The 26506-nt window shown below is 70.6% G+C and carries 22 protein-coding genes; 11 read left to right on the top strand and 11 right to left on the bottom strand.

The genetic code is table 11. The features are described from left to right. Positions 1 to 108: 108 nt before the first annotated feature. Genes MRB58_RS13730 through MRB58_RS13715 form a run of 4 tightly spaced genes read left to right on the top strand, consistent with a single transcriptional unit; the run spans position 109 to position 5116 of the window. Complete coding sequence (locus tag MRB58_RS13730; RefSeq protein ID WP_244777696.1) at positions 109 to 1377, top strand: imelysin family protein; 1269 nt, start codon at positions 109 to 111, stop codon at positions 1375 to 1377. 45 nt (positions 1378 to 1422) lie between these two features. Further along, positions 1423 to 2952, top strand: coding sequence for a di-heme oxidoredictase family protein (locus MRB58_RS13725; protein ID WP_244777695.1), 1530 nt, complete (start codon positions 1423 to 1425; stop codon positions 2950 to 2952). A gap of 11 nt (positions 2953 to 2963) precedes the next feature. Further along, on the top strand, positions 2964 to 4031 hold the full coding sequence (locus MRB58_RS13720; protein WP_244777694.1) for an imelysin family protein: 1068 nt from the start codon (positions 2964 to 2966) through the stop codon (positions 4029 to 4031). 2 nt (positions 4032 to 4033) lie between these two features. After that, entirely contained in the window at positions 4034 to 5116 is a 1083-nt protein-coding gene (locus MRB58_RS13715) for a DUF1513 domain-containing protein (protein ID WP_244777693.1), read from the top strand. A 30-nt stretch (positions 5117 to 5146) separates the two neighbouring features. Here MRB58_RS13715 and MRB58_RS13710 read toward each other — a convergent pair whose 3' ends face one another. Both MRB58_RS13710 and rpoH read right to left on the bottom strand, forming a co-directional pair. Continuing rightward, complete coding sequence (locus MRB58_RS13710) at positions 5147 to 5986, bottom strand: class I SAM-dependent methyltransferase (RefSeq protein ID WP_244777692.1); 840 nt, start codon at positions 5984 to 5986, stop codon at positions 5147 to 5149. Between the two features lie 173 nt (positions 5987 to 6159). Then, a complete protein-coding gene (rpoH, locus tag MRB58_RS13705; protein WP_244781986.1) occupies positions 6160 to 7062 on the bottom strand; it encodes an RNA polymerase sigma factor RpoH in 903 nt (300 codons plus the stop codon). 304 nt (positions 7063 to 7366) lie between these two features. Here rpoH and MRB58_RS13700 point away from each other — a divergent pair, with 304 nt between their 5' ends. Further along, entirely contained in the window at positions 7367 to 8197 is an 831-nt protein-coding gene (locus MRB58_RS13700) for a MaoC family dehydratase N-terminal domain-containing protein (RefSeq protein WP_244777691.1), read from the top strand. 63 nt (positions 8198 to 8260) lie between these two features. Beyond that, positions 8261 to 9655, top strand: a complete 1395-nt coding sequence (locus MRB58_RS13695) for an FAD-binding oxidoreductase (RefSeq protein ID WP_244777690.1) — start codon at positions 8261 to 8263, stop codon at positions 9653 to 9655. A 36-nt stretch (positions 9656 to 9691) separates the two neighbouring features. On the opposite strand, the gene MRB58_RS13690 is transcribed toward MRB58_RS13695, so the two are convergent. Both MRB58_RS13690 and MRB58_RS13685 read right to left on the bottom strand, forming a co-directional pair. Continuing rightward, positions 9692 to 10081, bottom strand: coding sequence for a response regulator (locus tag MRB58_RS13690; protein ID WP_244777689.1), 390 nt, complete (start codon positions 10079 to 10081; stop codon positions 9692 to 9694). Between the two features lie 321 nt (positions 10082 to 10402). Then, a complete protein-coding gene (locus MRB58_RS13685) occupies positions 10403 to 11065 on the bottom strand; it encodes an exopolysaccharide biosynthesis protein (protein WP_244777688.1) in 663 nt (220 codons plus the stop codon). A gap of 119 nt (positions 11066 to 11184) precedes the next feature. Between MRB58_RS13685 and MRB58_RS13680 the strand changes: the two genes are divergently transcribed. Together MRB58_RS13680 and MRB58_RS13675 are read left to right on the top strand one after the other, a co-directional pair. After that, complete coding sequence (locus MRB58_RS13680) at positions 11185 to 13098, top strand: bifunctional sugar phosphate isomerase/epimerase/4-hydroxyphenylpyruvate dioxygenase family protein (RefSeq protein WP_244777687.1); 1914 nt, start codon at positions 11185 to 11187, stop codon at positions 13096 to 13098. A gap of 408 nt (positions 13099 to 13506) precedes the next feature. Next, positions 13507 to 14877, top strand: a complete 1371-nt coding sequence (locus tag MRB58_RS13675) for a phenylacetate--CoA ligase family protein (RefSeq protein ID WP_244777686.1) — start codon at positions 13507 to 13509, stop codon at positions 14875 to 14877. A gap of 58 nt (positions 14878 to 14935) precedes the next feature. On the opposite strand, the gene MRB58_RS13670 is transcribed toward MRB58_RS13675, so the two are convergent. From MRB58_RS13670 to MRB58_RS13645, 6 genes are all read right to left on the bottom strand, one after another. Then, a complete protein-coding gene (locus MRB58_RS13670) occupies positions 14936 to 16081 on the bottom strand; it encodes an iron-containing alcohol dehydrogenase (RefSeq protein WP_244777685.1) in 1146 nt (381 codons plus the stop codon). Positions 16082 to 16177: 96 nt separating this feature from the next. After that, positions 16178 to 17545 (bottom strand): glutamine synthetase family protein, encoded by a 1368-nt coding sequence (locus tag MRB58_RS13665; protein ID WP_244777684.1) that lies wholly within the window; start codon positions 17543 to 17545, stop codon positions 16178 to 16180. A gap of 389 nt (positions 17546 to 17934) precedes the next feature. After that, a complete protein-coding gene (locus MRB58_RS13660) occupies positions 17935 to 19020 on the bottom strand; it encodes a twin-arginine translocation signal domain-containing protein (protein ID WP_244777683.1) in 1086 nt (361 codons plus the stop codon). 73 nt (positions 19021 to 19093) lie between these two features. After that, entirely contained in the window at positions 19094 to 20416 is a 1323-nt protein-coding gene (locus tag MRB58_RS13655) for a TRAP transporter large permease subunit (protein WP_244777682.1), read from the bottom strand. Beyond that, positions 20413 to 20925: a TRAP transporter small permease subunit gene (locus MRB58_RS13650; protein WP_244777681.1), complete on the bottom strand. Its 513-nt coding sequence runs from the start codon at positions 20923 to 20925 to the stop codon at positions 20413 to 20415. The genes MRB58_RS13655 and MRB58_RS13650 overlap by 4 nt, the downstream gene beginning before the upstream one ends. A 15-nt stretch (positions 20926 to 20940) precedes the next feature. After that, the gene (locus tag MRB58_RS13645; RefSeq protein WP_244777680.1) at positions 20941 to 21753 is read right to left on the bottom strand and encodes a DeoR/GlpR family DNA-binding transcription regulator; all 813 of its coding nucleotides are present in this window, start codon (positions 21751 to 21753) and stop codon (positions 20941 to 20943) included. A gap of 138 nt (positions 21754 to 21891) precedes the next feature. Between MRB58_RS13645 and MRB58_RS13640 the strand changes: the two genes are divergently transcribed. The 3 genes from MRB58_RS13640 to MRB58_RS13630 all read left to right on the top strand — a co-directional run bounded on the left by MRB58_RS13640 (position 21892) and on the right by MRB58_RS13630 (position 26180). Further along, entirely contained in the window at positions 21892 to 23286 is a 1395-nt protein-coding gene (locus tag MRB58_RS13640) for an NAD(P)/FAD-dependent oxidoreductase (protein ID WP_244777679.1), read from the top strand. Beyond that, on the top strand, positions 23279 to 24616 hold the full coding sequence (locus MRB58_RS13635; RefSeq protein WP_244777678.1) for an NAD(P)/FAD-dependent oxidoreductase: 1338 nt from the start codon (positions 23279 to 23281) through the stop codon (positions 24614 to 24616). The genes MRB58_RS13640 and MRB58_RS13635 overlap by 8 nt, the downstream gene beginning before the upstream one ends. Positions 24617 to 24731: 115 nt before the next feature. After that, complete coding sequence (locus MRB58_RS13630) at positions 24732 to 26180, top strand: FGGY family carbohydrate kinase (RefSeq protein WP_244777677.1); 1449 nt, start codon at positions 24732 to 24734, stop codon at positions 26178 to 26180. A gap of 46 nt (positions 26181 to 26226) precedes the next feature. Here the strand turns inward: MRB58_RS13630 and MRB58_RS13625 are convergent, their stop codons facing one another. Continuing rightward, a complete protein-coding gene (locus MRB58_RS13625; protein WP_244777676.1) occupies positions 26227 to 26502 on the bottom strand; it encodes a hypothetical protein in 276 nt (91 codons plus the stop codon). Between the last annotated feature and the right edge of the window lie 4 nt (positions 26503 to 26506).

Below are 26506 nucleotides of genomic sequence, written 5' to 3'. Positions count from 1 at the left end.
CACGGACTGTCCCTGGCCTGTACTTCGATCTCGCAGATCAGCACCAATAAAACAGGACGGCGCGCGATGAGGCTCCCAATCTCGACGCCGCCGGCGAAAGGACATTCGATGACGAGATGGCTCGCCGTCGCAGGCGCCCTGGTCGCCTCGGCCAGCATCATGCCTGCCGCGCTCGCCGCGGACGCCCCCACCCCCGAGGACGTCCTCGCCACCTATGCCGACATCGCCCACGCCGGCTACGAGGATTCGCTCAAGACCGCGAAGGCCCTCGACGCGGCGATCGGAAGCCTCCTCGCCGCGCCCAGCGACGAGACGCTGCTGGCCGCCCGCGCCGCCTGGGTCGCCGCCCGCGCCCCCTACCAGCAGACCGAGGTCTACCGCTTCGGCAACGCCATCGTGGACGACTGGGAAGGCCGCGTGAACGCCTGGCCGCTCGACGAGGGCCTCATCGACTACGTGGACGCCGGCTACGGCACCGATTCCGACGAGAATCGCCTCTACACCTCCAACGTGATCGCCAATCCCGAGATCACGGTGAACGGCGAGACGGTCGACGCCTCGGTGATCGACGCCGCACTGCTGCAGGACACGCTGCAGGAGGCCGAGGGCGTGGAGGCGAACGTCGCCACCGGCTACCACGCGATCGAGTTCCTCCTCTGGGGCCAGGACCTCAACGGCACCGACGCCGGCGCCGGCACCCGCCCCGCCAGCGACTTCGACACCGCCGACTGCACCGGCGGCAGCTGCGAGCGCCGCGGCGAGTATCTGAAGGCCGCCTCCACGCTCCTCATCGCCGACCTCGAAGAGATGGTCGCGGCGTGGGGCGAGGGGGGCGAGGCGCGCACCGGCCTCTCCGGCGCCGAGGGCCTGACCGCGATCCTCACCGGCATGGGCTCGCTCTCCTACGGTGAGCTGGCCGGCGAGCGCATGAAGCTCGGCCTGCTGCTGCACGATCCGGAGGAAGAGCACGACTGCTTCTCCGACAACACGCACAACTCGCACTACTTCGACCAGATCGGCATCCGCAACGTCTACACCGGCCACTACCGCCGGATCGACGGATCGGTCGTCGAGGGGCCGTCGGTGGCCGACCTCGTCGCCGCCAAGGACGCCGCGCTCGCCGAGGAGATCGCCGGCAAGCTCGACGCCACCGTCACCGCGATGGCCGTCATGAAGGCGCGCGCCGAGAGCATCGAGGCGTACGACCAGATGATCGGCGAGGGCAACGAAGAGGGCAACGCCGTGGTCCAGGCCGCGATCGACGGTCTCGTCGACCAGACCCGCTCGATCGAGCGCGCCGTCGCCACGCTGGACCTCGGCGCCATCGAGATCGAAGGCTCCGACAGCCTCGACTCTCCGGACGCGGTGTTCCAGTAACAAGCCGTGCGTCGACGCTCCGGCGCATGCCGGAGCGTTCCGCCCATGTTGTCAGCGTTATCCCGCCTCGCCCTTCCCCTGGTCTTCCTCGCGGGCCTCGGCCTCGCGGGCGGGGCGGCCGTCCTCGCCGGGTCGGGGCGGGCCGATCTCACCGCCGCGGACCAGGCGCGCGTCGCCAAGGTCACCCGCCCGGCGACCCGGTTCGCCGAGGCCGAGCGCTTCGAGCGGATGTCCGCCGGCGCCGCGACGACAACCCGCACGATCGACACCAACATCTTCTCCCACGCCTCGGCCAATCTCCCGTTCGAGGGTGAGCAAGAGTTCAAGGTCGGCAACGGCCTCTTCAAGAAGGTGTGGGTCTCGTCCCCGTCGTCGACCCAGGCGTCGGACGGGCTGGGGCCGCTCTACAACCAGCGTTCCTGCCAGCGTTGCCACCTGAAGGACGGCCGCGGCCGCCCGCCGCTGGCGACGGGCGAGCCCACCGGCGGGCTCCTGCTGCGCCTCTCCGTGCCGCCGCGCACCGCCGAGGAGCGGGCCGCCCTCGCCGCCAAGGACACCCTGCGCATCCCCGAGCCGACCTACGGCGGGCAGCTCCAGACCCTCGCCGTGCCGGGCCTCGCGGCCGAGGGGCACATCACCGTCGACCACGAGACGCACGAGGTGACGCTCGCCGGCGGCGAGACGGTGACGCTGACGCGGCCCGTCTACGGCATCACCGACCTCGGCTTCGGGCCGATGGACCCGGAGACGATGGTCTCGCCGCGCCTCGCCAACCCGATGATCGGCCTCGGCCTCCTGGAGGCGATCGAGCCGGCCGACATCCTCGCCAACGCCGACCCGGACGATGCCGACGGCGACGGCGTCTCCGGCCGCCCGTCCATGGTGCGCGACCCGGAGACCGGCGAACTGGTCCTCGGCCGCTTCGGCTGGAAGGCGACGACCCCCTCTATCCGCGTGCAGAGCGCCGAGGCGTTCGGCGGCGACATCGGCATCTCCACCCCGCTCGTCACCGACGCGTTCGGCGAGTGCTCGCTCGCCCAGTCGATCTGCCGCGACATGCCGAGCGGCGTGCAGCCGCAACTGGGCGACGTCGAGGCCCCGGACCCGGTGCTGCCGCTGGTGACGTTCTACGCGCAGAACCTCGCCGTCCCCGCCCGCCGCGACGTCGACGACCCGGCCGTGCTCGCCGGCAAGGCACTGTTCTACGGCGCCGGCTGCGCGTCCTGCCATGTGCCCAAATACGTCACCAGCCGTGACGCCGCCCAGCCGGAGCTGCGCTTCCAGCTCATCTGGCCCTATACGGACCTGCTGCTGCACGACATGGGCGAAGGCCTCGCCGACGGCCGCCCCGTGGGCGACGCCACGGGCACCGAGTGGCGCACCCCGCCGCTCTGGGGCATCGGCCTGACAGAGGTCGTCAACGGCAACACCTTCTACCTCCACGACGGTCGCGCCCGCACCCTCCTGGAGGCGATCCTGTGGCACGGCGGCGAGGCGCGAGCCGCGCGCGACGCGGTCGCCGCCATGACCCCCGACGAGCGCGCCGCGCTCCTCGCGTTCCTGAACTCCCTATGATGCGGCCCGGTATGTCACGCCTGATCCTCTCCCTGCTCGCCGCCCTCGCGCTGACCGCCCCCGCGGCCGCGCAGGTCGCCTTCCGCCCCGCCGTCGAGCGGGCGATCGACGATGTGATCGTCCCCGCCTACGCCGCCCTCGTCGACGCCGCGGCCGCCGAGGCCGAGGCGATGGAGGCGCTCTGCCGCGCGCCCTCCCCGCCCGAGGCGCTCATGGCCGCGCGCGCCCGCTTCGCCGACCTCGTGGCCGCGTTCGGCCGGGTCGAGCTCTACCGCTTCGGCCCCGCGCGCGAGGACAACCGGTTCGAGCGGATCTTCTTCTGGCCCGACCGGCGGGGCCGCGGCCTGCGGCAGGTCCAGTCCCTCCTCGCCGATGAGGACGAGACCGCGACCGACCCCGAGACGCTCTACCGGAAGAGCGTCGCCGTGCAGGGCCTCCTGGCGCTCGACTTCGTCCTCTCCGGCGAGGGCAACGAGACACTGATGGACGCGCAGAGCTTCCGCTGCCGCTACGGTGCCGCCATCGCCGCCACGATCGAGCGGAACGCCGCCGCGATCCTCGACGGCTGGCAGGGCGCGGGCGGCTACGCGGCGCTGATGCGCGCCGCGGACGGCAACATCTACCGCAGCCACGGCGAGGTGGCGCAGGATCTCGTCAAGGCCGCCGCGGAAGAGGTGCAGATCGTGCGCGATTTCAAGCTCGGCAACGTCCTGGGCGACGCGCCGGCCGATGCGCGCCCCCGCCTCGCCCCGTTCTGGCGCTCCAACCTGGCGCTCACCTCGATCGACGCCAACATCGACGGGATCGCCGCCCTCGGCGCCGCCGTCGCCACCGTGCTGCCGGCCGGCGAGCGCGAGATGCGCGGCGCCCTCGCCTTCGAGCTGTCACGCGCGAAGGGCGCCATCGCGCCGCTGGCGGACGATCCGCGCCCGCTCGCCGAGATCGTCGCCGATCCCGAGGCGCACCGGCGCCTCGCCTATGCCCGCTCGCCGCTGGGCGGTACCTTCCGCATCCTCGACCAGCGCATGCCCGCCGCGCTCGGCCTGACACTCGGCTTCAACTCGCTCGACGGAGATTGAACATGCAGAGCCGCCGCCAAGTCCTCGCCATGATCGGCGCGGCCGGTCTGACGCCGCTCGCCACGCTCGCCCGCGCCGGGACGGACCCGGCCTACATCGCGTCGCGCCAGAACGCCGACGGCAGCTTCTCGGCGGTGGTGCTGGACGGCGCCGGCCACGACCTCTTCACCGAGGAGCTATCCGCCCGCGGTCATGACGCCGCCGTCTCGCCGGACGGGCGCACTGTGGTGATGTTCGCCCGCCGCCCCGGCCGCTTCGCCATCGTCTTGGACCTCAGTCGCGGCCGCCGCGTCGCGGCCTTCGCCTCCCCCGACGACCGCCATTTCTACGGTCACGGCTTCTTCGGCGCCGACGGGCGGCTGCTCTACGCGACCGAGAACGACTTCGAGGAGGAGCGCGGCCTGCTCGGCGTCTACGACAGCGCCAACTGGCAGCGTATCGGCGAGATCGAGACCGGCGCCATCGGTCCGCACGAGGCGGTTCTGCTGGCCGACGGGCGGACGGTCGCCTGCGCCAACGGCGGCGTCGCCACCCATCCCGACTATCCGCGCCAGAAGCTCAACCTCCCCTTCATGAAGCCGTCCGTGTCCTACGTGGACATCGAGACCGGCGACCTACTCGCCAGCGCCGAACTCCCCGCCTTCCACCAGCTTTCGATCCGCCACGTGTCCCAGGCGGGCGACGGCTCTGTCTGGTTCGGCGGGCAGTACGAGGGGCCCGAGACCGATACGGTGCCGCTGGTCGGGCGCCATCGCCCCGGCGAGGCGCTGGAGATGATCGAGGTGCCGGACGCCTATGCCTCGATGGCGCATTATATCGGCGCGGTGGAGACCAGCGCCGACGGCACCCGCATCGCCGCCTCCAGCCCGCGCGGCGGCAAGGTCATGGTGTTCGACGCCGCCTCGCGAGACATCGTCGCGACGCTGACCGCGCCGGACGTATGCGCCGTCGCGCCCGCGGCCGGGCACGACTTCCTCGCCGCCGACGGGGCCGGCACGATCTGGACCGGCGACGCGCCGCTCGCCCACGTGAACGGGAGGTGGGACAACCACGCCGTCGCGCTCGGCGGCCGCGGCAAAGGCTGAACCGGGATCCGGCGCGGGCGCGCTGCCCGATCAGACGAGACGCAGCACGAGAAGGCTCTCGCGGGCGCCGTCCTTCAGGGGCTGGCGCCCGATCCACGTCCGTCCCACCGCCTCGCCCATCTCCGCCAGCACGAAGGCCGAGGCCCAGACCAGCTCCGCCCGCCCCTGCAGCAGCGGCGCGACGGCGTTCTGCTCGTTGTAGGCGGTGAAGGGCCAAGCGTCCGGGTAGGCGCGCGGCAGGAAGATGTCGTGGAAGGCGACGAAGACGCCCGCCGGCAGCATCGGCAAGACGTGATTGAGGATCAGGTCGACGTCGGTCCCCGGCATCATCACATGGCTGGAATCGACGAAGAGCACGTCCCCCGCCGTGAGGGCGGCGAACGGCGCCGGGTCGGCCGCCTGCACCACCGTTCGCACCAACGTGATCGGCAGTCCCGCGAGGTCGGCCCGCGGCTCCGGGTCGATGGCGGTGAGGTGCGTGTCGAGCCCGCCGTCGCGGATCGCGCGCGCGAGGAAGCGGGTGGAGTGGCCCGAGCCGACCTCGACGATGCGCCGCGGCCGATGGGTGCGCACCAGCGCGTAGAGGACCGCCGCGTCGAGGCGGGGGCACCAGATCTGACCGAAACGGGGCTCGGGCGGCGGCCCGTCGAGCGCGGCCAGCGCCGCCTGCTGCGCCTCGATGGCCGCAAGATGCGCGGCAAACGCCGGCCGGGCGGCCTCGAACGCCGGGCGCAGCGCGTCGAACTCGCGGCCGGCTCCGGCAACGGCCGCGGCCGCCCCCCGCATCGGGATGAAATACCCCTTCCGGCGAAGGCCGAGGACGGTCTGCAGGCCGAACGAGAGCGTGCGGCGGCGCGCGCGGGACATCATGGGCGGGACTCCTTCCCGCCGATGTCGCCCAACCCACCGCCCGACGCAAGCCACCCGCCCCGTTGGCGCACCCGCCGGTCGCCCGACGCAACAAAAAAGCCGGGCACGCGGCCCGGCTTTTGTTCGTCGTGACGTGGCGCGTCGTGGGATGGCGCGTCGCGGGAAGGGCGCAGTCAGGCCGGGGAGGCGAGCTGCTCGGGCGTGCGCTCCATCTCGCGGGCGGCGCGTACGACCGCTTTCTGCACCTTCTCGAAGGCGCGGACTTCGATCTGGCGGACACGCTCGCGCGATACGCCGAACTCTTCGGAGAGCGCCTCGAGGGTCATCGGTTCCTCGGCGAGGCGCCGCTGCTGGAAGATGCGCTTCTCGCGCTCGTTGAGGACGCCCAGCGCGTCCTTCAGCAGGGCACGGCGGGTGTCGAGTTCCTCGCTTTCGGCCAGCGTCTCCTCGGCGGTGACCGACTCGTCGACGAGCCAGTCCTGCCATTCGCCGGAGTCGGCCTCCTGGCGGATCGGCGCGTTGAGCGACGAATCCCCCGACAGGCGGCGGTTCATCGAGATCACGTCCGATTCCGGCACGTTCAGCTTGGTGGCGATCTGCGTCACCTGGTCGGGCCGCAGGTCGCCGTCGTCCAGCGCCTGGATGGAGCTCTTCACCTTGCGCAGATTGAAGAACAGGCGCTTCTGGTTGGCCGTGGTGCCGAGTTTCACGAGGCTCCACGAGCGCAGGATATATTCCTGAATCGCCGCCTTGATCCACCACATGGCGTAGGTGGCGAGGCGGAAGCCCTTTTCCGGGTCGAACCGCTTGACCGCCTGCATCAGGCCCACGTTGCCTTCCGAGATGACCTCGGAGATCGGCAGGCCGTAGCCGCGGTAGCCCATGGCGATCTTCGCCACGAGGCGCAAATGGCTGGTGACGAGCTTGTGCGCCGCGTCCGAATCGTCATGCTCGAGGTAGGCTTTGGCGAGCATGTACTCCTGCTGGGGTTCCAGCATCGGGAACTTGCGGATCTCGTCGAGGTAGCGCGATAGTCCGGCCTCGCCGGATGCGATCGCGGGTAGCGATTGGGCCATCATGTCCCCCTTTTCACAGAGCCACCCGCGCACGCGGCATGGCCTCCGCGGTCCGAAGCACCGCGGGACCGCCTGATGTGGGTCTCCGCCGGGTCGATTGCAAGGGTCTCGCACCGGCCCCGCAAACTCAAGTGACTATTCGTTCACCTCACCCTATCCCGAGGGTTGGCTCGGCGCCGGGCACAGGCAGCCGCGAAAGCCGCGCGTCAGCGCCGCGGCGAGGCCTCGACGCACGAGGCCGCGTGATATATCGCCGAGGCAAAACAGGGTGTCCGCGCAAGATCGGGCACCGCCCGAGGGTGCCATGGACGTCGACACCGAACATCTCAAGACATGGATCGGGCGCACCGAAGAGGTCAGCGACCACCTCTCGGTCCGCCTCGCCGACGCCTTCGCCGCGACGCTCGATCAGGAGCGGACCTACGCGCTGGGCGACGAGGCACCGCTGTGCCTCCACTGGTGCCTCGCCCCGCCGACGGTGCCGCAACGCGCGACCGGGCCCGACGGCCATCCCGCCCGCGGCGGCTTCCTGCCGCCGGTGCCGCTGCCGCGCCGCATGTGGGCCGGCGGGGCGCTGACCTTCCGCGCCCCGCTCGCGATCGGCGACGTGGTGACCCGCCGCTCGACCATCACCGACGTGGCGCTGAAGGTGGGGCGCACAGGGCCGTTGTGCTTCGTCACCGTCGACCACGAGATCGTCACCGCGCGCGGCACCGCGATCGAGGAGCGGCAGGACATCGTCTACCGCGAGATGGCGCCGACTCCGCTGCCGCCGGCCCCGACCGAGCCCGGCCCGGCCGCCGACGCGAGCGAGACCGTCGCCGCGACGCCGCTTCTGCTGTTTCGCTATTCCGCGCTCACCTTCAACGGCCACCGGATCCACTACGACCGGCCCTACGCGACCGAGGAGGAAGGCTACCCCGGCCTCGTCGTCCACGGCCCGCTGCAGGCGACCTTGCTGGCCCAGCTCGCCGCGCGCACCCTGGGCGGCATCACGCAGATGGACTATCGCGGCGTCGGCCCCCTGTTCGACGGCGACCGCTTCACCGTCAACGTCGCGCGGACCGAGGCCGGCCTGGACGCCTGGACCGCGGCCGAGAACGGGCGCGCCACCATGAAGGCGACGGTGCGCTGACGGCCGCGAGACGGGCGCAGCGCGAAGGCATATGATCGCACGGACAAGAGCTTCGGAGGGAACGTGGGCGAGGAGTTGATCGGCCGGCTGATCGCGCGGCTGGGTGAGGCGCAGGTGCGCGTCGGCGCGGACATCCCGCCGAACAACTGCGTGGATGCGTCGAACCTGACGCCGGTGACGCCCAAGGCGCTGCTGCTGCCGCGCACCACGGAGGAGGTCGCCGCCGCCTTGGCGCTGTGCAACGAGGCCGGGCAGCCGGTGGTGACCCAGGGCGGCATGACGGGGCTGGCCGCCGGCGCGCAGCCGGGCGAGGGCGAAGTGGCCATCTCACTGCAACGCATGCGCGGGATCGAGGAGATCGACCCCGTCGCCGGCACGCTCACCGTTCTCGCCGGCACCCCGCTCGCCGAGGTGCAGGCGGCCGCCGAGGAGGCGGGCTTCTTCTGCGGCATCGACCTGGGCGCACGCGGCACCGCCACGATCGGCGGAAACGTCGCCACCAACGCCGGCGGCAACCAGGTCGTGCGCTACGGCATGACGCGCCGCAACGTCCTCGGCCTCGAAGCCGTCCAGGCCGACGGCACGGTGCTGACGTCCCTCAACAAGATGATGAAGAACAACACCGGCTACGACTGGACGCAGCTCTTCATCGGCAGCGAGGGGACGCTCGGCATCGTCACCCGCGTCGTGCTGGGCCTGCATCCCAAGCCGCCGGCGGTGGAGACGGCGCTCGTGGCGGCCCCCTCGGCGGAGGCGATGCTCACCTTGCTGGCGCGCATCCAATCCCGCTTCGGCCACGACCTCCTCACCTTCGAGGCGATGTGGCGCGAATTCATGGACGTCGCGATCGACGGGCTGAAGCTCGCCCAGCCCTTCGCCGAACGCCATGAGGTGACGTTGCTGATCGAGCTCGGCTGCCCGGACGCGGATCGCGTCACCGAGGCGCTGGGCGAATGGATGGAGGAGGGGCTCGTCGCGGACGCGCTGATCGCCCAGTCGGGCGCGGACGCGCAGCGCATGTGGGCTTTCCGCGAGAGCGTCTACGAGTACGGGCATTTCCACAAGAACCGCGTCAACCTCGACATCAGCCTGCCGCGCGGAAGCATCGGCCCGGCGGTCGCGGCCCTGCGCGAGGTGGCGGCGGCCCGGTGGCCCCAGGCGATCCACGTGATCTTCGGCCACGTCGCCGACAGCAACCTGCATGTGGTCGTGGGTCCGCTCGACGGCGGGACGGGCTCGGTGACCGCCGAGGAGAAGCACACGGTCGACGAGGGGGTGTACGAAGTGGTGCGCCGCTTCCAGGGTTCGGTCTCGGCCGAGCACGGCATCGGACGGCTGAAGCGGCCGTACCTCGGCTATAGCCGCACGCCGGCGGAACTGAAGCTGATGCACACCCTGAAGGCCGCTCTCGATCCGAAGGGGATCCTCAACCCCGGCCGCGTGCTCGACCCGGCCTGACGGCGGCGCGCCGGCCGCCTCCCGGTGGCTGGCGCCTCAGGCCGGCTGCGTGTCGCTCACGAGGCGCGGGCCGACGGTGCGCGCCACCACGCGCAAGAGATCCTGCGGATCCCACGGCTTGGAGATGTGGTGCACGTCCGGGTAGCGCTGCAAGATCTCGCTGCCGGCGAACGTGTAGCCGGAGACGAACATGAACGGCGTCCCGGTCGCGGCCAGACGCTGTGCGACGGGATCGCTCGTCTGCCCGTCGCCGAGGTCGACGTCGAGGATCGCGAGGTTGAGCTGCGCGTCGGCCATCGCCTCCAGCGCCTCGGAGGCGGTCGCATGCGGGCCGTTGACCTGATACCCGGCCGTCTGCAGCAGGTCGGCGAGATCGAAGCTGATCATGGCTTCGTCTTCGACGATCATGATCTCGACTTGCGCCATCGTCCGCCGTCCCTCCTGAAATGCTCGTGCCGGCGACGGAACGGCCGCCGCGCGGGCACCGTCCCACTGCCTCGAAACGAATTCGTGCCGTCCGGGCAGGGGGATGGGTATGCCATCCCGATGCCTTTTCACTCTGGCTGGGAGCATATTCCTTGGCCCGCACCCTGGCAACAACATTTTGTGAGAATGAGACAGAATGTCTATCCAATCTCACGACCGAACCAGAAGCATTCAGTTCCTCATGCGCAATTTGAACGGAAGCTGAACGTGGTTGCCTCGAACGACATCCGAGGCGGCTCGGCGGAGCGGACGGCCGGCCTGTCAGCCGATCGGCCAGAGCAGGCTGCCACCCAATGCAAGTGCGGCGAAAATAAGGCCGATCGCCAGGATCGCGAGGGTTCCGTCGCGCGCCAGGGCCGCCAGCGCCAGCACCGCGATCAGGAAGGCCGTGATGGAGCTGGTCAGCGGCAGGACCTCCATCGGCGGCATCAAGGCAGCGAGGCAACACGACACGATCGCGATCAACGTGAAGGTTGTCCGGGTAAATAGGAAGGTCATCCGCGGACGGACGACCCGATCCGCCGCTCGGGCCAATGGCCTGAGCCCCGCCAACGCCCGGCACAGCAACGAGCGCCGGACCGTAATCCTCTGAATCCGACCCGGCAGCCAAAGCGACCGGGCGCCCGACAGATATTGCAGGCAGATGAGGATGATGATCGCCGCGGCCACCGTCGGCACGCCTGGGATGCCGCTGAGCGGCGAGACCACCACGAGGCTCGGCACCAGGAGAAGCGCGGCAAAGGAGGACCGCCCCACGCTTTCCATGATCTGCGCCACCGACACTTTGCCGCCGCTGGCGCCCCCGCCGTCCCGGTCGGCCGCGGCGGGCTCGCCGTCCTCGCAGCCGCGTCCCGCCGGCGCGCCCACGCGGCCCAGTTCGTCGAGGATCGCCTGCAGTCGGCCCGTCGGTGCGCTGTCGACCATGGTGCCCTCCCGCCTTTCGCCCACGAAATCCGCCTGACGAACATTTCGCCCGAAAGATGGGTTCCCAGCCCCGCCGTCGCACCGATATGAAGAATGCGCATGGAATGAGGGGCCTGAGCATGAAGACCTCGATCGCGACGGTGTCCATCGCCGGCGAGCTGCCGGAGAAGCTGGCCGCCATCGCCAGCGCCGGATTCAACGGCATCGAGATCTTCGAGCAGGACTTCATCGCCTTCGACGGTTCGCCCCGCGACGTCGGCGCCATGGTGCGCGACCACGGGCTCGACATCACCCTCTTCCAGCCCTTCCGCGACTTCGAGGGCCTGCCCGAGCCGCTGCGCACCCGCGCGTTCGACCGTGCCGAGCGCAAGTTCGACCTCATGAACGAACTCGGCTGCGAGCTGATGCTGATCTGCTCCTCGCTCCACCCGCAGGCGATCGGCGGCATCGACCGCGCGGCGGACGACCTTCGCCAGCTGGGCGAGCGCGCCGCCGCCCGCGGTCTCAAGCTCGGCTACGAGGCGCTCGCCTGGGGCCGTCACGTCAACGACCACCGCGATGCGTGGGAGATCGTGCGCCGTGCCGACCACCCGAACGTCGGCGTCATCCTGGACAGTTTCCACACACTGGCCCGCCAGATCGACCCCGATACGATCCGCTCCATCCCCGGCGACCGCATCGCCTTCGTCCAGCTCGCCGACGCGCCGCTGATCGAGATGGACCTCTTCTACTGGTCGCGCCACTTCCGCGTGATGCCGGGCGAAGGGGACCTTCCCGTGGTCGACTTCATGCGTGCCGTGATGGCGACGGGGTATGCCGGCCCGCTCTCGCTGGAGATCTTCAACGACCAGTTCCGCGGCGGCAGCCCGCGCGCCATCGCCGTCGACGGGCACCGCTCCCTCCTCTACCTCGCCGATCAGGTGCGCCGCGCCGAGCCCGCCGTCGCCCCACACGTGCCGGCGATGCCGCCGCGCGTCCCGGTCGAGGGCGTCGAGTTCATCGAGTTCGCGGCCGACGATACCGAGGCCGCCTCGCTCGGGCGCATCCTCGCCAGCATGGGCTTCCGCCGGATCGCCCGGCACATCGCCCGTGACGTCACGCTCTGGCGTCAGGGCGGCATCAACATCGTCATCAACACCGAGCTGGAGGGCTTCGCCCACTCCGCCTACCTCACGCACGGCGTCTCGGTGTGCGATATCGGCCTCAAGGTGGCGGACGCGGCGACGACCGTGGAGCGCGCCCGTGCGCTCGGCGCCACCTCGTTCAGCCAACCCCGCGTCGAGGGCGAGCTCGACATTCCGGCGATTCGCGGCGTCGGCGGCGGGGTGATGCACTTCGTCGACGGGGCGAGCGAGCTGTCGCGCGTGTGGGAGATCGAGTTTCAGCCGATCGAAGGCGCGCCGGGCGCCGGCACCGAGGCCGGCCTCACCCGCGTCGACCACATCGCCCAGACGATGAACTACGAAGAGATGCTCACCTGGACGCTCTTCTACACCTCCATCTTCGACGTGGCGAAGGCGCCGATGGTGGATGTCGTCGACCCCGGCGGCCTGGTCCGCAGCCAGGCGATCGAAAGCCCGGACCGCACGCTGCGGCTGACGCTGAACGGGGCCGAATCGCACCGCACGCTCGCCGGCCGCTTCATCGCCGAAAGCTTCGGCTCTTCGGTGCAGCACCTGGCGTTCGCCTGCGACGACATCTTCGCCACCGCCGCCGCCCTCCTCGCCAGCGGGTTCGAGGTGCTGCCGATCTCTCCCAACTATTACGACGACCTCGCCGCCCGGTTCGAGCTGGAGGGTGAGCTGCTCGGCCGGCTGCGCGCCGCCAACATCCTGTTCGACGCGGACGAGCGCGGGGAGTTCTTCCAGTTCTACAGCCGCACCTACGGCGAGGGCATGTTCTTCGAGATCGTCGAGCGGCGTGGCGACTACCAGGGCTACGGCGCCGCCAACGCCCCTCACCGCATCGCCGCGCAGAAGCGGATGATGCGCAACACGTCCCACTCGCGCTGGTCGCAGCAGACCCGCACCTAGCGGGACGCGGCACGACCACGAGCCAACCGACTGTCACGGCAGGGCTTTTGACAACGCCCTCCGCCCGGGGGACGCCGGCCGAGCGCCGCATTGCACCCTTGAGGTGTGTTAATCGGCGGCCCGCCGCGCTAGGTTCCGGCAGACCCCGAGTGCCCCGTGGCGTGCGCACCGAGCGGGGGCCGGCGGCATGTCCGTCCGGTCTGCGCCCGCCTGCGCCTCCGGGACGGCCGCGCCCCATGCGGCCCCGCCGATCGCGGTGCTCGGCTGTGACGGCACTCGCCTCGTGCGGGCGGGTGCGCCGCGCGGGGCGTGACCCCACACGGCGAGCCGTCCTTTCACCCAGCCGGCCGCCCGGCCGCGGCGTCTGCTCGCGCAGGCGCGATCCTGAACTCGCGACGAGGACCCCGCATGAACATTCACCAACCCGGCGCCGACCTGACCCCCGCGGACGACACCGATCGCCCCTACTGGGACCCCCGGCTCGAGACGCAGAGCCGGGCCGAATGGGATGCGATGAAGCTGGGCCTGCTGAAGCAGCATATGCGGCACGCCTACGACAACTCGCCCTACTACCGGCAGAGCTTCGATGCCGCCGGCGTCGGCCCGGACGACGTGACGTCGCTCTCCGACCTCGCCAAATTTCCGACGATCCAGAAGTCCATCCTGCGCGAACGCCAAGAGGCCGCACCGCTGCTGGGCGACCTCGCCGCCGTGCCGGAGGAGAAGGTCGTCTACGTCTCCGCCTCGTCGGGCTCGACCGGCGTCCCGACCATCTCCCCGTTCACCGCCGAGGACTTCGACGAGTGGATGGACTTCGAGGCGCGGCTCTTCTGGTCGTCGGGCCTGCGCCCCAAAGACCGCTACGCCCACTCGCTGAACTTCTCGCTCTTCGTGGGCGGCCCGTGCGTCCTCGGCGCGCAGAAGATCGGCGCCCTGTCGATCCACGCCGGCACCGTCCCGTCGGACCGGCTCCTGTCGATCCTGAAGACCTTCCAGGCGACGGCGATGTGGACCACGCCGTCCTACGCCTGGTACCTCGGCGAGACGGCCCTCAAGGAAGGAATCGATCCCAGGACCGACCTCGCGATCGACAAGATCTTCGTCGCCGGTGAGCCGGGCGGCTCGATCCCCGAGACGCGCAAGCGCATCGAGGACCTGTGGGGCGCCGAGGTGTTCGACTACTACGGCCTCTCGGACGTGTTCGGCGCCTGCGCGGGCATGTGCGAGGCCAAGGATGGCCTGCACTGGGCCGAGGACCACATCCACGTCGAGGTGATCGACCCGGAGACCGGCGAGCCCGTCCCCCCCGGCGGCCGCGGCGAGATGGTGCTCACCACGCTGAAGAAGCGCGCCCGTCCGCTGATCCGCTTCCGCACCGGCGACATCGTCTCCTTCACGGAGGAGACGTGTTCCTGCGGGCGAACCAGCCAGCGCCTGATGGGCGTGCACGGCCGGCTCGACGACATGCTGGTGATCCGCGGCGTCAACATCTTCCCGTCCGACGTGGAGGCGATCATCCGCAAGGACCACGACTTCACCGGCGAGTACCGCCTGGTGGTGGAGCGGGTGAACCACCTCGACACGCTGACCGTCGAGGCCGAGAAGATCCACGGCTTCAACGGCACCGACGACGACCTCGCCAAGCGCCTGAAGGACCAGATCAAGGCGATCACCGGCGTCGGCGTGCAGGTGGCGATCCTGGAGGCGGACGCCCTCCCCCGCGCCACCCACAAGGCCAAGCGCGTGGAAGACCGCCGCGATCAGGTCTGGACCGCCTGAGCCCGACCAGGCGGGCGCGGCGGCCAGTGACCGCCGCGCCCGCGCCGGCCTCGCGACCTCAGATCGTTTCTTCGAAGAGCCGGCGGACATTCTCGGCGGTCAGCGTCACGGGGTTCCCCCCGGCGCTGGGGTCCGCCAGTGCCGCGTCCACCATCGCGCCCAGCTGCGCGGTGTCGACGCCGAGCGCGCCGAGCCGCTCCGGGATGCCGAGCGAGGCCCGCAGGTCGTCCACCTGCTTGGCGAACCCGTCGAACCCGCCGGGAATGCCGAGGTAGGCGGCCGCCTTCTCGATCCGCGCCTCGATCGCCGGCCGGTTGAACTTCAGCACCGCCGCCATGACGACCGCGTTGGTAGTGCCGTGGTGGGTGTGGTAGCGCGCGCCGACCGGGTGCGACAGGGCATGGATCGCGCCGAGCCCCTTCTGGAAGGCGATGGCGCCCATCGCGGCCGCGCTCATCATGTGGCTGCGCGCCTCGATATCGTCCGGCACGCTGTAGGCGCGATAGAGGTTCTCGAAGACGAGGCGCATCCCCTCCAGCGCGATCCCCTGGCTGAACGGGTGGTAGAACGGCGAGGAGTAGGCCTCCAGGCAATGCGCCAGCGCGTCCATGCCGGTGCCGGCGGTGATCGCGGGCGGCATGCCCACCGTCAGCTCCGGATCGGCGATGACGACCTTCGGGAGCACCAGCGGGTGGAAGATGATCTTCTTCTCGTGCGTCGCGGTGTTGGTCAGGACGCTGGCGCGGCCGACCTCCGAGCCGGTGCCGGCCGTCGTCGGCACCGCGACGGAGGGGGCGATGCCGGCGGGGTCGGCGCGGGTCCACCAGTCGCCGATATCCTCGAAGTCCCACACCGGCCGCGTCTGGCCCGACATGAACGCGACCATTTTCGCAAGGTCCAGCCCCGACCCGCCGCCGAAGGCGACGACGCCGTCATGCCCGCCGGCGCGGAACACCTCGAGCCCGACCTCGAGGTTCTCGCCGGTCGGGTTGGGGTCCACCTCGGCGAACAGCGCGGCGCCGAGGCCGCCGGCCTCCATGAGCTCCAGCGCGCGGCGGGTGATGGGGAGGTCCTTCATGCCGCGGTCGGTGACGAGCAGCGGGCGCGTCATGCCGGCGGCCTCGCAGGCCTCGGCGAGTTCGGCGATGCGCCCGGCGCCGAAGCGGATGGCGGTGGGGTACGACCAGTTGCCGGTCAGGTTCATCGTGGGTCCTCTGGCGAACGCGGCGGGGCGGGCGCCTTCGGCCCGGCCCCTGTCTTCGAGATGGGTCTTCGAGATGGCGTGGTTCGGGGGCCGAGCTCAGGCGAGCTCGAAGCCGCGCAACCGATCCCAGTCGGTCACGGCGCGGTCGAGCGCCTCGATCTCCCACCGGGCGGCGCGGGCGTAGTGGTCGACGACGTCGTCGCCCAGTGCGGCGCGCAGCATGGCCGAGCCTTCGAGGTTGGCGGCGGCGGCGCGCAGGGTCTTGGGCACCTCCGGCACGTTGCCGGCCTGGTAAACGTCGCCGCTCATCTCCGGCTCCAGGGTCATCCCCTTCTCGATCCCGTCGAGCCCGGCGGCGAGCTGCGCGGCGAACGCCAAATGCGGGTTGAGGTCGGCCCCGCCGATGCGGCACTCGATGCGCACGCCCTTCGTCCCCGCGCCGCAGACGCGGAAGCCGGCGGTGCGGTTGTCGGTCGACCAGACGGACTTGGTGGGCGCGAACAGCCCCTCGGTGAACCGCTTGTAGGAGTTGACGTAAGGCGCCAGGAAATAGGTGATCTCGGCCGAATGAGCGAGCAGCCCGGCGACGTAGGCGCGCATCGTGTCCGACATCCCGTGCTCGCCCGCCGGGTCGAAGAATGCCGGCCCGTCCGCCCCCATCAGCGACTGATGGACGTGGGCGGAGGACCCGGCCTTGTCGGTCGCGTACTTCGCCATGAAGGTGATCGACCGGCCGTAGTCGTGGGCGATCTCCTTGCAGGCGTTCTTGACGATGGCGTGGTTGTCCGCGGCGAGCAGCGCTTCGGCGTAGCGCACGTTGATCTCTTCCTGGCCGACCTCGGCCTCGCCCTTGGTGCACTCCACCGGAACGCCCGCACCGTAGAGCCCGTTGCGGATCGCCCGCATCACGTCCTCTTCCTTGGTGGTGCCGAAGATCGAGTAGTCGATGTTGTAGCGATTGAGCGTCTGGAGCTCGGTGTAGCGGGTGTCGCGCAGGGTCTCGTAGGCCTCCTCGAAGAGGAAGAATTCGAGCTCGCTCGCCATCATCGGCGTGAAGCCGGCCGCCTCGGCGCGGGCGATCTGCCGCTTGAGGATGGCGCGGGGCGAATGGGGCACCGCCTCGTGCGTGTGGTGGTCGAGCACATCGCAGATCACCATGGCGGTGGCGGGGAGCCACGGCACGCGCCGCAGGGTCGAAAGGTCCGGCTTGTGGACATAGTCGCCGTAGCCCTTCTGCCAGGACGAGAAGGTGTAGCCGGGGACGGTGTACATCTCGAGGTCGGTGGCGAGGAGGTAGTCGCAGCCGTGCGTCTCACCCTCGGCGACCGAATCCACGAAGTGGGCGGCGTGGAAGCGCTTGCCCATGAGGCGGCCCTGCATGTCGACCACGCAGGTGAGCACGGTGTCGATGGTGCCCGCGGCGACATCGTCTTTGAGGGTTTCGAAGGTCAGGTCTGCGGGCATGGGTCGGGTCCGGTGGGCGGTGGCTCGATGATCGGCGATGTTGCGCGAGAGGAGCCCAAGCCTTCAAGGACCGGTTTGTCAAACCGCGGCGACCATTCCTTCCGCGGGAAATATTTCCCTTCCGCCACGGGGACCGCCTCGGAGGGGAGCGGCGGGGTCAAGTGCCCGCCCGGAGCCACGCGCAGCCCGCAGGGCGAGCATGGCGAGGACGGGCGCTTGACGCCGTCGCCCCCCTCCTCCCAGGCTGGATCCGGTCGTCAGGCCAGACGGCTTCTTCAGCCGGCTGACCTGACGGCCTGCCCGTCGGCGAGACGGAGGGAGCGCGAGGGGGGAACTCCCCTCGCTGGGCGGCCCCGCTCGCTCAGGCGCGGGGGTCAGCGGTAGGCGGCTCAGCGGTAGGGATAGCCCGCCGCTTCCTGCACGCCGGCGTACTTCTTGAAGATCTCGACCACGCGGGCGTTGCGCTCGGAGGTCTCGGCGATCTCGTCCCAGAAGCTCTCGGCGTCCTTGACGACCTGGTTCCACTCTTCGGCGGGGATGGACGTCAGCTCCATCTTCTCGCCCTCGACGCGCAGCTTCGCCTCGCCGCCCCAGTACCACACGTTGCGGTAGTAGTGCGACTGGTCGATGGTGGACTTGAAGAGCTGCTGCAGGTGCGGCGGCACCTTGTTCCAGCTTTCCGTGTTGGCGAAGTACGACCCGAACCACGCGCCGGTCACGGAGTTGGTGAGCGCGTAGTTGCACACGTCCGCCCAGCCGACCTCGTAGGCCTCGGTAAAGCCGCACCAGGCGACGCCGTCGAGCTCGCCGGTCCGCATCGCGACCTCGACGTCGTCCCACGGCACGGTCACGGGGATGAGGCCGTAGCGGGAGAGGAAGCGCCCGGCGGTCGGCACGCCGAAGACGCGCTTGCCGCGCATGTCTTCCAGCGAGCGGATCGGCTCGTTGACGGTGAAGATGTGGAGCGGGTCCCAGGCGCCGGTGGAGAGCCAGGTGACGTTGTCGACCTCGCCGTAGGCCTCGGCCCAGATCTCGTCGAGGCCGTAGTACATGAACATCGACGCGACATCGAGCGAGAAGCGGGTCGCGAACGGGAAGTAGCCGCCGAAGACGGAGATGTCGACCGGCGAGGCCATGGTGGCGTCGTCGGACTGCACCGCGTCGATGGTGCCGTTCTGCATGGCGCGGAACAGCTCGCCGGTGGGGACGAGCTGGTCGGCGTAGTAGAGCTCGATCTCCATCTCGCCATTGGCGGCTGCGTTGAACGCCTCGATCTGCGGCTTGATCACGTGCGCGCCGAGCGGGGCGCCGGAGTAGGTCTGCAAGCGCCACTTGATGGGGGCCTGCGCCTTGACGACGGCCGGCGCGGCGAGGGTGGACGCCCCCAGCGCGACACCGCCGAGGCCGGCCTTCTTCATGAAGGACCGGCGGCTGGCGAGGATCTTCTCGGACGGGCTCTGCGGTTGGTCAGTCATTCACCTTCTCCTCACTTGTGGTCGGCCCAGCGGCCGCTTCTGTCCGGCCCGTGGGGGGCCATGTGGGTCCGCGTCAGTAGCCGCGGACGGTTTGCGGGAGCCACAGCGCGATCTGCGGGAACGCCATGACGAGCGCGATGACGAGGCCGATCATGATGACGAAGGGCCAGATCGACCGGTAGATGTCCGGCAACGTGATCTCCTTGGGGGCGAGTGCCCGCATGAGGAAGAGATTGTAGCCGAACGGCGGCGTGATGTAGGCGATCTGGCAGGTCATCGTGTAGAGGACGCCGAACCAGATCAGGTCGAACTCCAGAATTCGCACCAACGGGATGTAGAGCGGCGCGACGATGACCAGCATCGCCGTGTCGTCGAGGAACATCCCCATGATGATGAACGAGATCTGCATCATGATGATCACCTGCCAGGGCGAGAGGTCCCAGTTGGTGATGAAGAGGTTCTCGATGGCGCGCACGGCGCCCAGCCCGTCGAACACGGCGCCGAAGGCGAGCGCGGCGAGGATCAGCCACAGGAAGAGCGCCGAGACCGACATGGTCTTGCGCGCCGTGGTGTGGATCATCCGGAAGGACAGGCGGCCCTTGAGGGCAGCGGCGAGCGTCGCCGCCGTGGCGCCGACGGCCGAGCTTTCGACGAGGCTGATGTAGCCCATCACGAAGAGCCCGGTCATCAGAAAGAAGATCGCGAACGGGATGATGCCGGCGCGCAGCAGCTTCAGCTTCTCGCCGAGCGGCATCGCCAGCTCTTCCTCAGTCAGCTTGGGCGCCAGGGCCGGGTTGGCCTTGGCCCGCAGCCAGACGTAGAGCCCGAACATCACCGCCATGATGAGGCCGGGGAAGACGCCCGCCAGCCACAGCTGCGAGACCGGCTGCCGCGCGATCATGCCGTAGAGCACCATCACGACCGACGGCGGCACGAGGATGCCGAGGGACGAGCCGCCCTGCACGACGCCGGTGATCAGCACCTTGTCGTAGCCGCGGCGCAGCATCTCGGGCAGCGCGATGGTGGCGCCGATCGCCATGCCGGCGACCGACAGGCCGTTGATGGCCGAGATGATGACGCACAGCAGGATGGTACCGATGGCGAGCCCGCCGGCCATCTTGCCGAACCACACGTGCATCATCCGGTAGAGGTCTTCGGCGATGCCCGACTCGGAGAGGACGTAGCCCATGTAGATGAACAGGGGCAGCGTCAGCATCGGGTACCAGTTGAAGAGCTTGAACGCCGCCGTGAACGGGATCTCGACCCCGCCCGTGCCGTAGAGCAGCAGCACCGCCGCCGAGGCGACGAAGCCGATCGCCGCGAACACCCGCTGCCCGGTCGCCACGAGCAGCAGCATCGAGGCGAACATCAAGATTGCGATGAGTTCGTTGGTCATTGCGCGGCCGGCTCACGCAGGATGGTCAGGTCCTTGATGATCAGCGCGACGGACTGCAGCAGCATCAAAACGATGCAGCAGCACATCAGCACCTTGATTGGAATCATCGACGGATTCCACATCGAGAACCGCGTCTCCCCGGTCTGAATCGCGTACTGGGTGGACGAGACCGCGCCGATCAGGAGCACCACCAGGTAGAAGATGAGACAGGCCGAGGTGACGAGGTCGAGCCAGGCTTTGCCGCGCACCGAGAGGCGCTCGTAGAAGAGGTCCATGCGGGCGTGGTCGTCGTCGCGCAGGGTCATCGCGCCGCCGGTGAAGTAGTAGGCCGCGAGGGTGAACTGCGCCGCCTCGATGCACCAGTGCAGCGGAATGTCGATCACGTTTCGCGTGATGGCATCGAGCAGAAGAATGCCGATCATCGCAAAGATCAGATACATGGCCACCACGCCGACCGCGCCCGAGAGGCGGCCCACTATGGTCACGTATCCGTTCAGCCACCGCTGCATCGTCGTCCTTTCGTCTCAGGCCGGCTGCGCGATCCGCGGCGCCGGCGGGGTTTCGTCGCGGCCCGCAGCAGGCGCGGGTGCGACCAGAACCGATCCGCCCGCGGCATGCATGTCCATGGCCAAGTCGGACTCGGGCCGGCGATCGGTGATGAGGAGGTCGATCTCGGCCGTGCGGCACACCTGGAAGGCGGCGCGGCGGGCGAATTTCGCGGCCGTTGCCAGCACCACGGTCTGGCGTGCATGGGCGATCATCGCACGGGCGACCTGCGCCTCGTCGAAGTCGGCATCGGCGGCACCGGCCTCGCGGCCGATGGCGGCGACGGTGAGGACGGCGCGGTCGGCCTGGAAGCGGGCGAGGTCCTCGATGGCGATCGGACCGACGGTCTGCCGGTTGTCGGCCCGGTAGCGGCCGCCGACGCAGTAGACGTGGGCGCGCGCGTCGAACGCGGCGGCGACGGCATGGGCGTTGGTGACGATGGTGAGCCCCGGGATCGCCGCCAGTGCGCGCGCGGCGGCGAGCGTGGTGGACCCGGTATCGACGAACAGCGTCTCGCCGGGGTGGACGATCTGTGCCAGGCGCTGGGCGATGGCGGCCTTGGCGGGCGCGTCTTCGGCGACACGCTCGTCGAAGCTGCCCTCGGCGTGGAGGGGGGCCTGCTGGACGCCGCCGTGAACCTTTCGGACGCGGCCCTCTTCGGACAGGCGGGCGAGGTCGCGCCGGATGGTCTCGGCCGAGACGCCGAACGTGTCGGCCAGATGATCGACCGACTGGCGGCCGCGCGCCATCACCAGCTCAGCGATGCTGGCGCGTCGTTCGTCGGGGGTCACATCGCCGTCCTCATAAGCTGCGGAGGCTAGTCATCGAAGCATGCCCGCGTCAACGTATCATCGCCTAACAATGTGGCACTTATCGCCCATTTGGTCATACACATTGACGAAACGGGCACCGAAGGCCACAAAAACCCTATGACCACGCCTGAAGCCACCGCCGAGCACTACGATGTCGCCGTCATCGGCGCCGGGGTGGTCGGCTGCGCCATCGCGCGGCGGTTCACGCTCGACGGGGCGCGGGTGGTGGTCCTGGAGAAGGCCGCCGAGGTGCTGGACGGCGCCTCCAAGGCCAACAGCGCCATCCTGCACACCGGGTTCGATGCGCCCGTCGGCACTCTCGAGGCGGACTGTATCCGCGCCGGCCACGCCGAATATCGCGAGATTCGCGACCGTCTGGGCCTGCCGCTGATCGAGTGCGGGGCGCTGGTCGTCGCCTGGACCGCGCAAGAGGCGGCGCGGCTGCCGGCCCTGATCGAGACGGCCCACGCCAACGGCGTCACCGACGTCGCCCCCTTGTCCGCGGCGCAGGCGCGCGCCCTGGAGCCAGCGCTGGGCCCCGGCGTGGCGGCGGCCTTCCGGGTGCCGGGCGAATCGCTGATCGACCCGTGGTCCGCCCCGCACGGCTACCTCGCCCAGGCCCTCCTCAACGGCGCCACGCTGCGTTGCGAGGCGGAGGTGCACGGCGGCGTGCGCAACGGCGAGAGCTGGCGGCTGGAGACAGCGGCCGGGCCGGTCTCGGCGCGTCTCGTCGTCAACGCGGCGGGGCTCTTCGGGGATATGGTCGAGACACGGCTCCTCGGCGCGGCGACGTTTCGGATCCGTCCGCGCAAGGGCCAGTTCGTCGTCTTCGACAAGACGGCCGCGGCGCTCGCCGGCCACATCCTCCTGCCGGTGCCGACGGCGACCACCAAGGGCATCGTCGTGTGTCGCACGGCCTGGGGCAACCTCCTCGTCGGCCCCACCGCCGAAGAACAGGAGGACCGCACCACCGCCACGCTCGACGGGCCTACTCTCGCCCGCCTGCGCGCGCGGGCCGAGGAGATCCTCCCCGCGCTCGCCGGGCACGAGATCACCGCCGTCTACGCCGGCCTGCGTCCGGCCACAGAGGAGAAGGGGTTCCGCGTGCGGGCCGAGCCGGCGGCGGGTTACATCGCGGTCGGCGGGATCCGCTCCACCGGCCTCAGCGCCGCACTGGGCCTCGCCGCGCACGTCCGCGCCCTCTGGGATGCGCCGCTCCGCCCCATAGCCGACCCCGTGTGGCCGGCGATGCCCAATCTCGCCGAGACGGCGGAGCGCGACTGGCAGCGCCCCGGCAACGGCGGCATCGTGTGCCACTGCGAGCGCGTCACCCGGCGCGAGGTGGAGGCGGCGCTGACCGGCCCTCTTGCGGCGCGAACCTTCGCCGGGCTGAAGCGGCGGACACGCGTGACGATGGGTCGGTGCCAGGGCTTCGGATGTGGCGCCGAGATCGCCGGGATCACGGCCGGCCGCCTCGCCGTCCCGATGCTGCCGCGAGACGGCGATGAGTGAGCCGCCGCCCCGCCCGGCGCCCCCCACTCCGCACGCGCCGCCCCTCGCCGAGACCGCCGCGCCTCCCGCGCAGGCCGCCGTCGGGGCGGGAGCGGTGCGTGGGTGTGCGACGCCGACGCACGACCTCGCCATCATCGGCGGCGGTCCGGCCGGGCTCGGAGCGGCGCTGGAAGCGCGCCGGCTGGGGCTTCGCGTCGTGGTGCTGGAGCGCGAGGCCGAGGCCGGCGGGATCCCGCGTCACTGCGGCCACCCACCGTTCGGCCTGCGCGAGTTCGGCCTTCCGCTCACCGGCCCGGCCTATGCCCGCCGGCTCGTCGCGGCGACGCGCGCTGCCGGCGCCGAGATCCGCACGCACACCGCCGTCGTTGCGATCGAACCCGGCCCGCGCCTCGTCCTGGCGACGCCGCACGGGGTCGACGCGGTCGACGCCCGGCGCGTCCTCATCGCGACCGGCGTGCGTGAGACCACCCGCGCCGGGCGGCTCATCGGCGGCACCAAGCCCGGCGGGGTGATGAACACCGCCACCTTGCAGGGGCTCGTCTACCTCAATCGCCAGCGGCCGTTCGTGCGGCCGATCATCGTCGGCACCGAGCTGGTCGCCTTCTCGGCGATCCTCACGCTGCGCCATGCCGGCATCCGCCCGCTGGCGATGGTCGAGCCGACGGCCCACGTCACCGCCCGCTGGCCGTCGGCGCTGTTGCCGCGCCTCCTCGGCATCCCCCTGTGGAGAGGCACCGAGCTCGTCGCCATCGAGGGCACGGAGCGCGTCACGGGCGTCACGCTACGCAGTGCGTCGGGGACGCGCCATGTGGCGACCGATGGCGTCGTCCTGACCGGCGGCTTCCGGCCCGAGGCAACGCTGGTGCGTCAAAGCCACCTGACGCTCGACCCCGCCACCGGCGGCCCCGAGATCGACCAGTTCGGCCGCACCTGCGACCCGGCGATCTTCGCCGCCGGCAACATGCTGCACCCGGTGGAGACCGCCGGCTGGTGCCACCGCGAGGGCCGCGCCATCGCCGCCCGCATCGCCGAAAGCCTCGCCGGCGCCCTCCCCCCGCCCGAGCCGGCGCTGCGCCTGCGCCCGGCGGACGGCGTGCTCTACGCGGTACCGCAGCGCATCGTGCCGGACGCGCGAACCACGGGCGCCATCCAGCTGCGCGCCGCCGCGCCGGTGCGTGGCCGGGTCGTCGTGCGCACCTCGGCGTCGGTGCGCGGCCCCGCGGTCGACACCGTGCCCGAGCGGCGCATCCTGATGCCCCTCGCCACGATCCCGCCGGACGCGGCCGGCGAGGCCGAGATCGCCATCGAGCCGGACGGGAGACACCGATGACCGCCGTTTCGTGCCCTGCCCCGCCACCCCCCGGCAAACCCGCACGGGGCTGCGCCGGCCTTGCACGCACCCGACGCATGGCGGGCGCCGGGCGTGACCCCTCCGCGAGGGGCCTGTGACCGGCCCCGTCCTCGCGATCGACCAGGGGACCACCAGCACCCGCGCCGTGCTCGCCTATGCCGATGGTCGGACGGTGCCGCTATTGTCGCGCGAGCATCGCCAGTCCTACCCGCGGCCCGGCTGGGTGGAGCACGACGCGGACGAGCTTCTCGCCGATATCGCCGCCTGCCTCGACGCGGCGGCCGCGTACGACGTCGCCGCCGTCGGCCTCGACAATCAGGGAGAGAGCTGCCTCGCCTGGGACGCCGAGACCGGACGCCCGGTCGGCCCCGTCATCGTCTGGCAGGACGACCGCACCAGCGCCGTCACGGAACGACTGCGCGGCGAGGGGGCCGAGCCGCTCGTCACCGGCCGGACCGGGTTGCCGCTCGATCCCTATTTCTCCGCCTCCAAACTCGGCTGGATCGTGCGTGAGGTGCCCGAGGCGCGGCGGCTGGCCCGCGCCGGGCGCCTGCGACTGGGCACCACCGACGCCTACTTCCGCGACCGCCTGACCGGACGCTTCGAGACCGACGTCGCCACCGCCTCGCGAACCTCGCTCATGGCGCTCGACACGCTCGCCTGGGACGCGGACCTCGCGGCCCTCTTCGGCGTGCCGCTGGCGGCACTGCCGGCGATCGGCCCCACCTCGGGCGAGCTGGGCCATGTGCGCTGCGGCGCACGCACGGTGCCCTTCACGGCGAGCATCGTCGACCAGCAGGCCGCTCTCTACGGCCACGGCTGCACGCGGCCGGGCGAGGCGAAGATCACCTGCGGCACGGGCGCCTTCGTCCTCGCCGTCACCGGGGCACGGCCGCCCGCCGGCTCCGGCGCCCTCCCCACCGTCTTGTGGCAGCGGGCCGGCGAGGCGGCGGTCTTCGGTCTCGACGGCGGGGTGTACGCGGCGGCGGCGGCGGTCAACTGGGCACGGCGCATCGGCCTCTTCGCCGAGTTCGCCGAGATCGACCGCTTCGACACACCGCGCGCCATCACACGCGGCCTCGCCTTCGTGCCGGCGCTCTCCGGCCTCGCCGCTCCGCACTGGGAGCGCGGCGCGCGCGGCAGCTTCGTCGGCCTGTCGCTGGAGACCTCCCGGAGCGACATGATGCAGGCACTGCTGGAGGGCGTGGCGCTGCGCATCGCCGAGGTGACCCGCGCGATCGCCGCCGTCACTGCGCTGTCCGGCCCGCTCCCGGTCGACGGCGGGCTCTCCGCCAATCCCTACTTCACCCAGATGCTGGCCGACGCGGTCGGACTGGACCTCAACATCGCGGCGATGCCCGACGTCACCGCGCGCGGCACCGCCCGCCTCGCCGCCGAAGCGATCGGCATGGCCGTCGCGCCGCCCGCACCGGGTGGGCGCGTCACCGCCGCACCGCTGCCGGCCGGCGCCGCGACGCGCTTCGCCGCCGCCGTCTCCGCGACGCGCCGGCTCGCCGACAGCTGGCACGACACCGACCGCTGAACCGCACCGCTCTCCCAAGTCCCTACAACACGCAACGGCACAGTGATCATCGGACTGTTATCTTCGTCACATACTTCGGCTCCACTCCCGAATGGAGACCGATGAACACCATCATCTGACAGAAGCCGCGAGCAATCGCGCTTATTTTTTGCAATGAATTCTTGGGGCCGTCCTGATCGACGACAGCGGCTTCAACCGTTTCGCGGCGCGTGCGCCCCTCGTCGCCACCACCGAGCGGTTCGGGATCGCGGGGGACGACGCGCGGCAAAATGCTGCCGGTGGGGTGACCGGCGTTTTCCGATTGTTCTATACTCGCGCGCATGCGA

The organism is Acuticoccus sp. I52.16.1 (assembly GCF_022865125.1).
In the GTDB taxonomy this organism is placed as follows: Bacteria; Pseudomonadota; Alphaproteobacteria; order Rhizobiales; family Amorphaceae; genus Acuticoccus.
This window is presented reverse-complemented; position numbering and strand designations above follow the sequence as displayed.

Bases quoted from the DNA above. Each gene is read 5' to 3' on its own strand.
- MRB58_RS13730 (WP_244777696.1), top strand. From the start codon at position 109: ATGACGAGATGGCTCGCCGTCGCAGGCGCCCTGGTCGCCTCGGCCAGC.
- MRB58_RS13725 (WP_244777695.1), top strand. From the start codon at position 1,423: ATGTTGTCAGCGTTATCCCGCCTCGCCCTTCCCCTGGTCTTCCTCGCG.
- MRB58_RS13720 (WP_244777694.1), top strand. From the start codon at position 2,964: ATGTCACGCCTGATCCTCTCCCTGCTCGCCGCCCTCGCGCTGACCGCC.
- MRB58_RS13715 (WP_244777693.1), top strand. From the start codon at position 4,034: ATGCAGAGCCGCCGCCAAGTCCTCGCCATGATCGGCGCGGCCGGTCTG.
- MRB58_RS13710 (WP_244777692.1), bottom strand. From the start codon at position 5,986: ATGATGTCCCGCGCGCGCCGCCGCACGCTCTCGTTCGGCCTGCAGACC.
- rpoH (WP_244781986.1), bottom strand. From the start codon at position 7,062: ATGGCCCAATCGCTACCCGCGATCGCATCCGGCGAGGCCGGACTATCG.
- MRB58_RS13700 (WP_244777691.1), top strand. From the start codon at position 7,367: ATGGACGTCGACACCGAACATCTCAAGACATGGATCGGGCGCACCGAA.
- MRB58_RS13690 (WP_244777689.1), bottom strand. From the start codon at position 10,081: ATGGCGCAAGTCGAGATCATGATCGTCGAAGACGAAGCCATGATCAGC.
- MRB58_RS13685 (WP_244777688.1), bottom strand. From the start codon at position 11,065: ATGGTCGACAGCGCACCGACGGGCCGACTGCAGGCGATCCTCGACGAA.
- MRB58_RS13680 (WP_244777687.1), top strand. From the start codon at position 11,185: ATGAAGACCTCGATCGCGACGGTGTCCATCGCCGGCGAGCTGCCGGAG.
- MRB58_RS13675 (WP_244777686.1), top strand. From the start codon at position 13,507: ATGAACATTCACCAACCCGGCGCCGACCTGACCCCCGCGGACGACACC.
- MRB58_RS13670 (WP_244777685.1), bottom strand. From the start codon at position 16,081: ATGAACCTGACCGGCAACTGGTCGTACCCCACCGCCATCCGCTTCGGC.
- MRB58_RS13665 (WP_244777684.1), bottom strand. From the start codon at position 17,545: ATGCCCGCAGACCTGACCTTCGAAACCCTCAAAGACGATGTCGCCGCG.
- MRB58_RS13660 (WP_244777683.1), bottom strand. From the start codon at position 19,020: ATGACTGACCAACCGCAGAGCCCGTCCGAGAAGATCCTCGCCAGCCGC.
- MRB58_RS13655 (WP_244777682.1), bottom strand. From the start codon at position 20,416: ATGACCAACGAACTCATCGCAATCTTGATGTTCGCCTCGATGCTGCTG.
- MRB58_RS13650 (WP_244777681.1), bottom strand. From the start codon at position 20,925: ATGCAGCGGTGGCTGAACGGATACGTGACCATAGTGGGCCGCCTCTCG.
- MRB58_RS13640 (WP_244777679.1), top strand. From the start codon at position 21,892: ATGACCACGCCTGAAGCCACCGCCGAGCACTACGATGTCGCCGTCATC.
- MRB58_RS13635 (WP_244777678.1), top strand. From the start codon at position 23,279: ATGAGTGAGCCGCCGCCCCGCCCGGCGCCCCCCACTCCGCACGCGCCG.
- MRB58_RS13625 (WP_244777676.1), bottom strand. From the start codon at position 26,502: ATGCGCGCGAGTATAGAACAATCGGAAAACGCCGGTCACCCCACCGGC.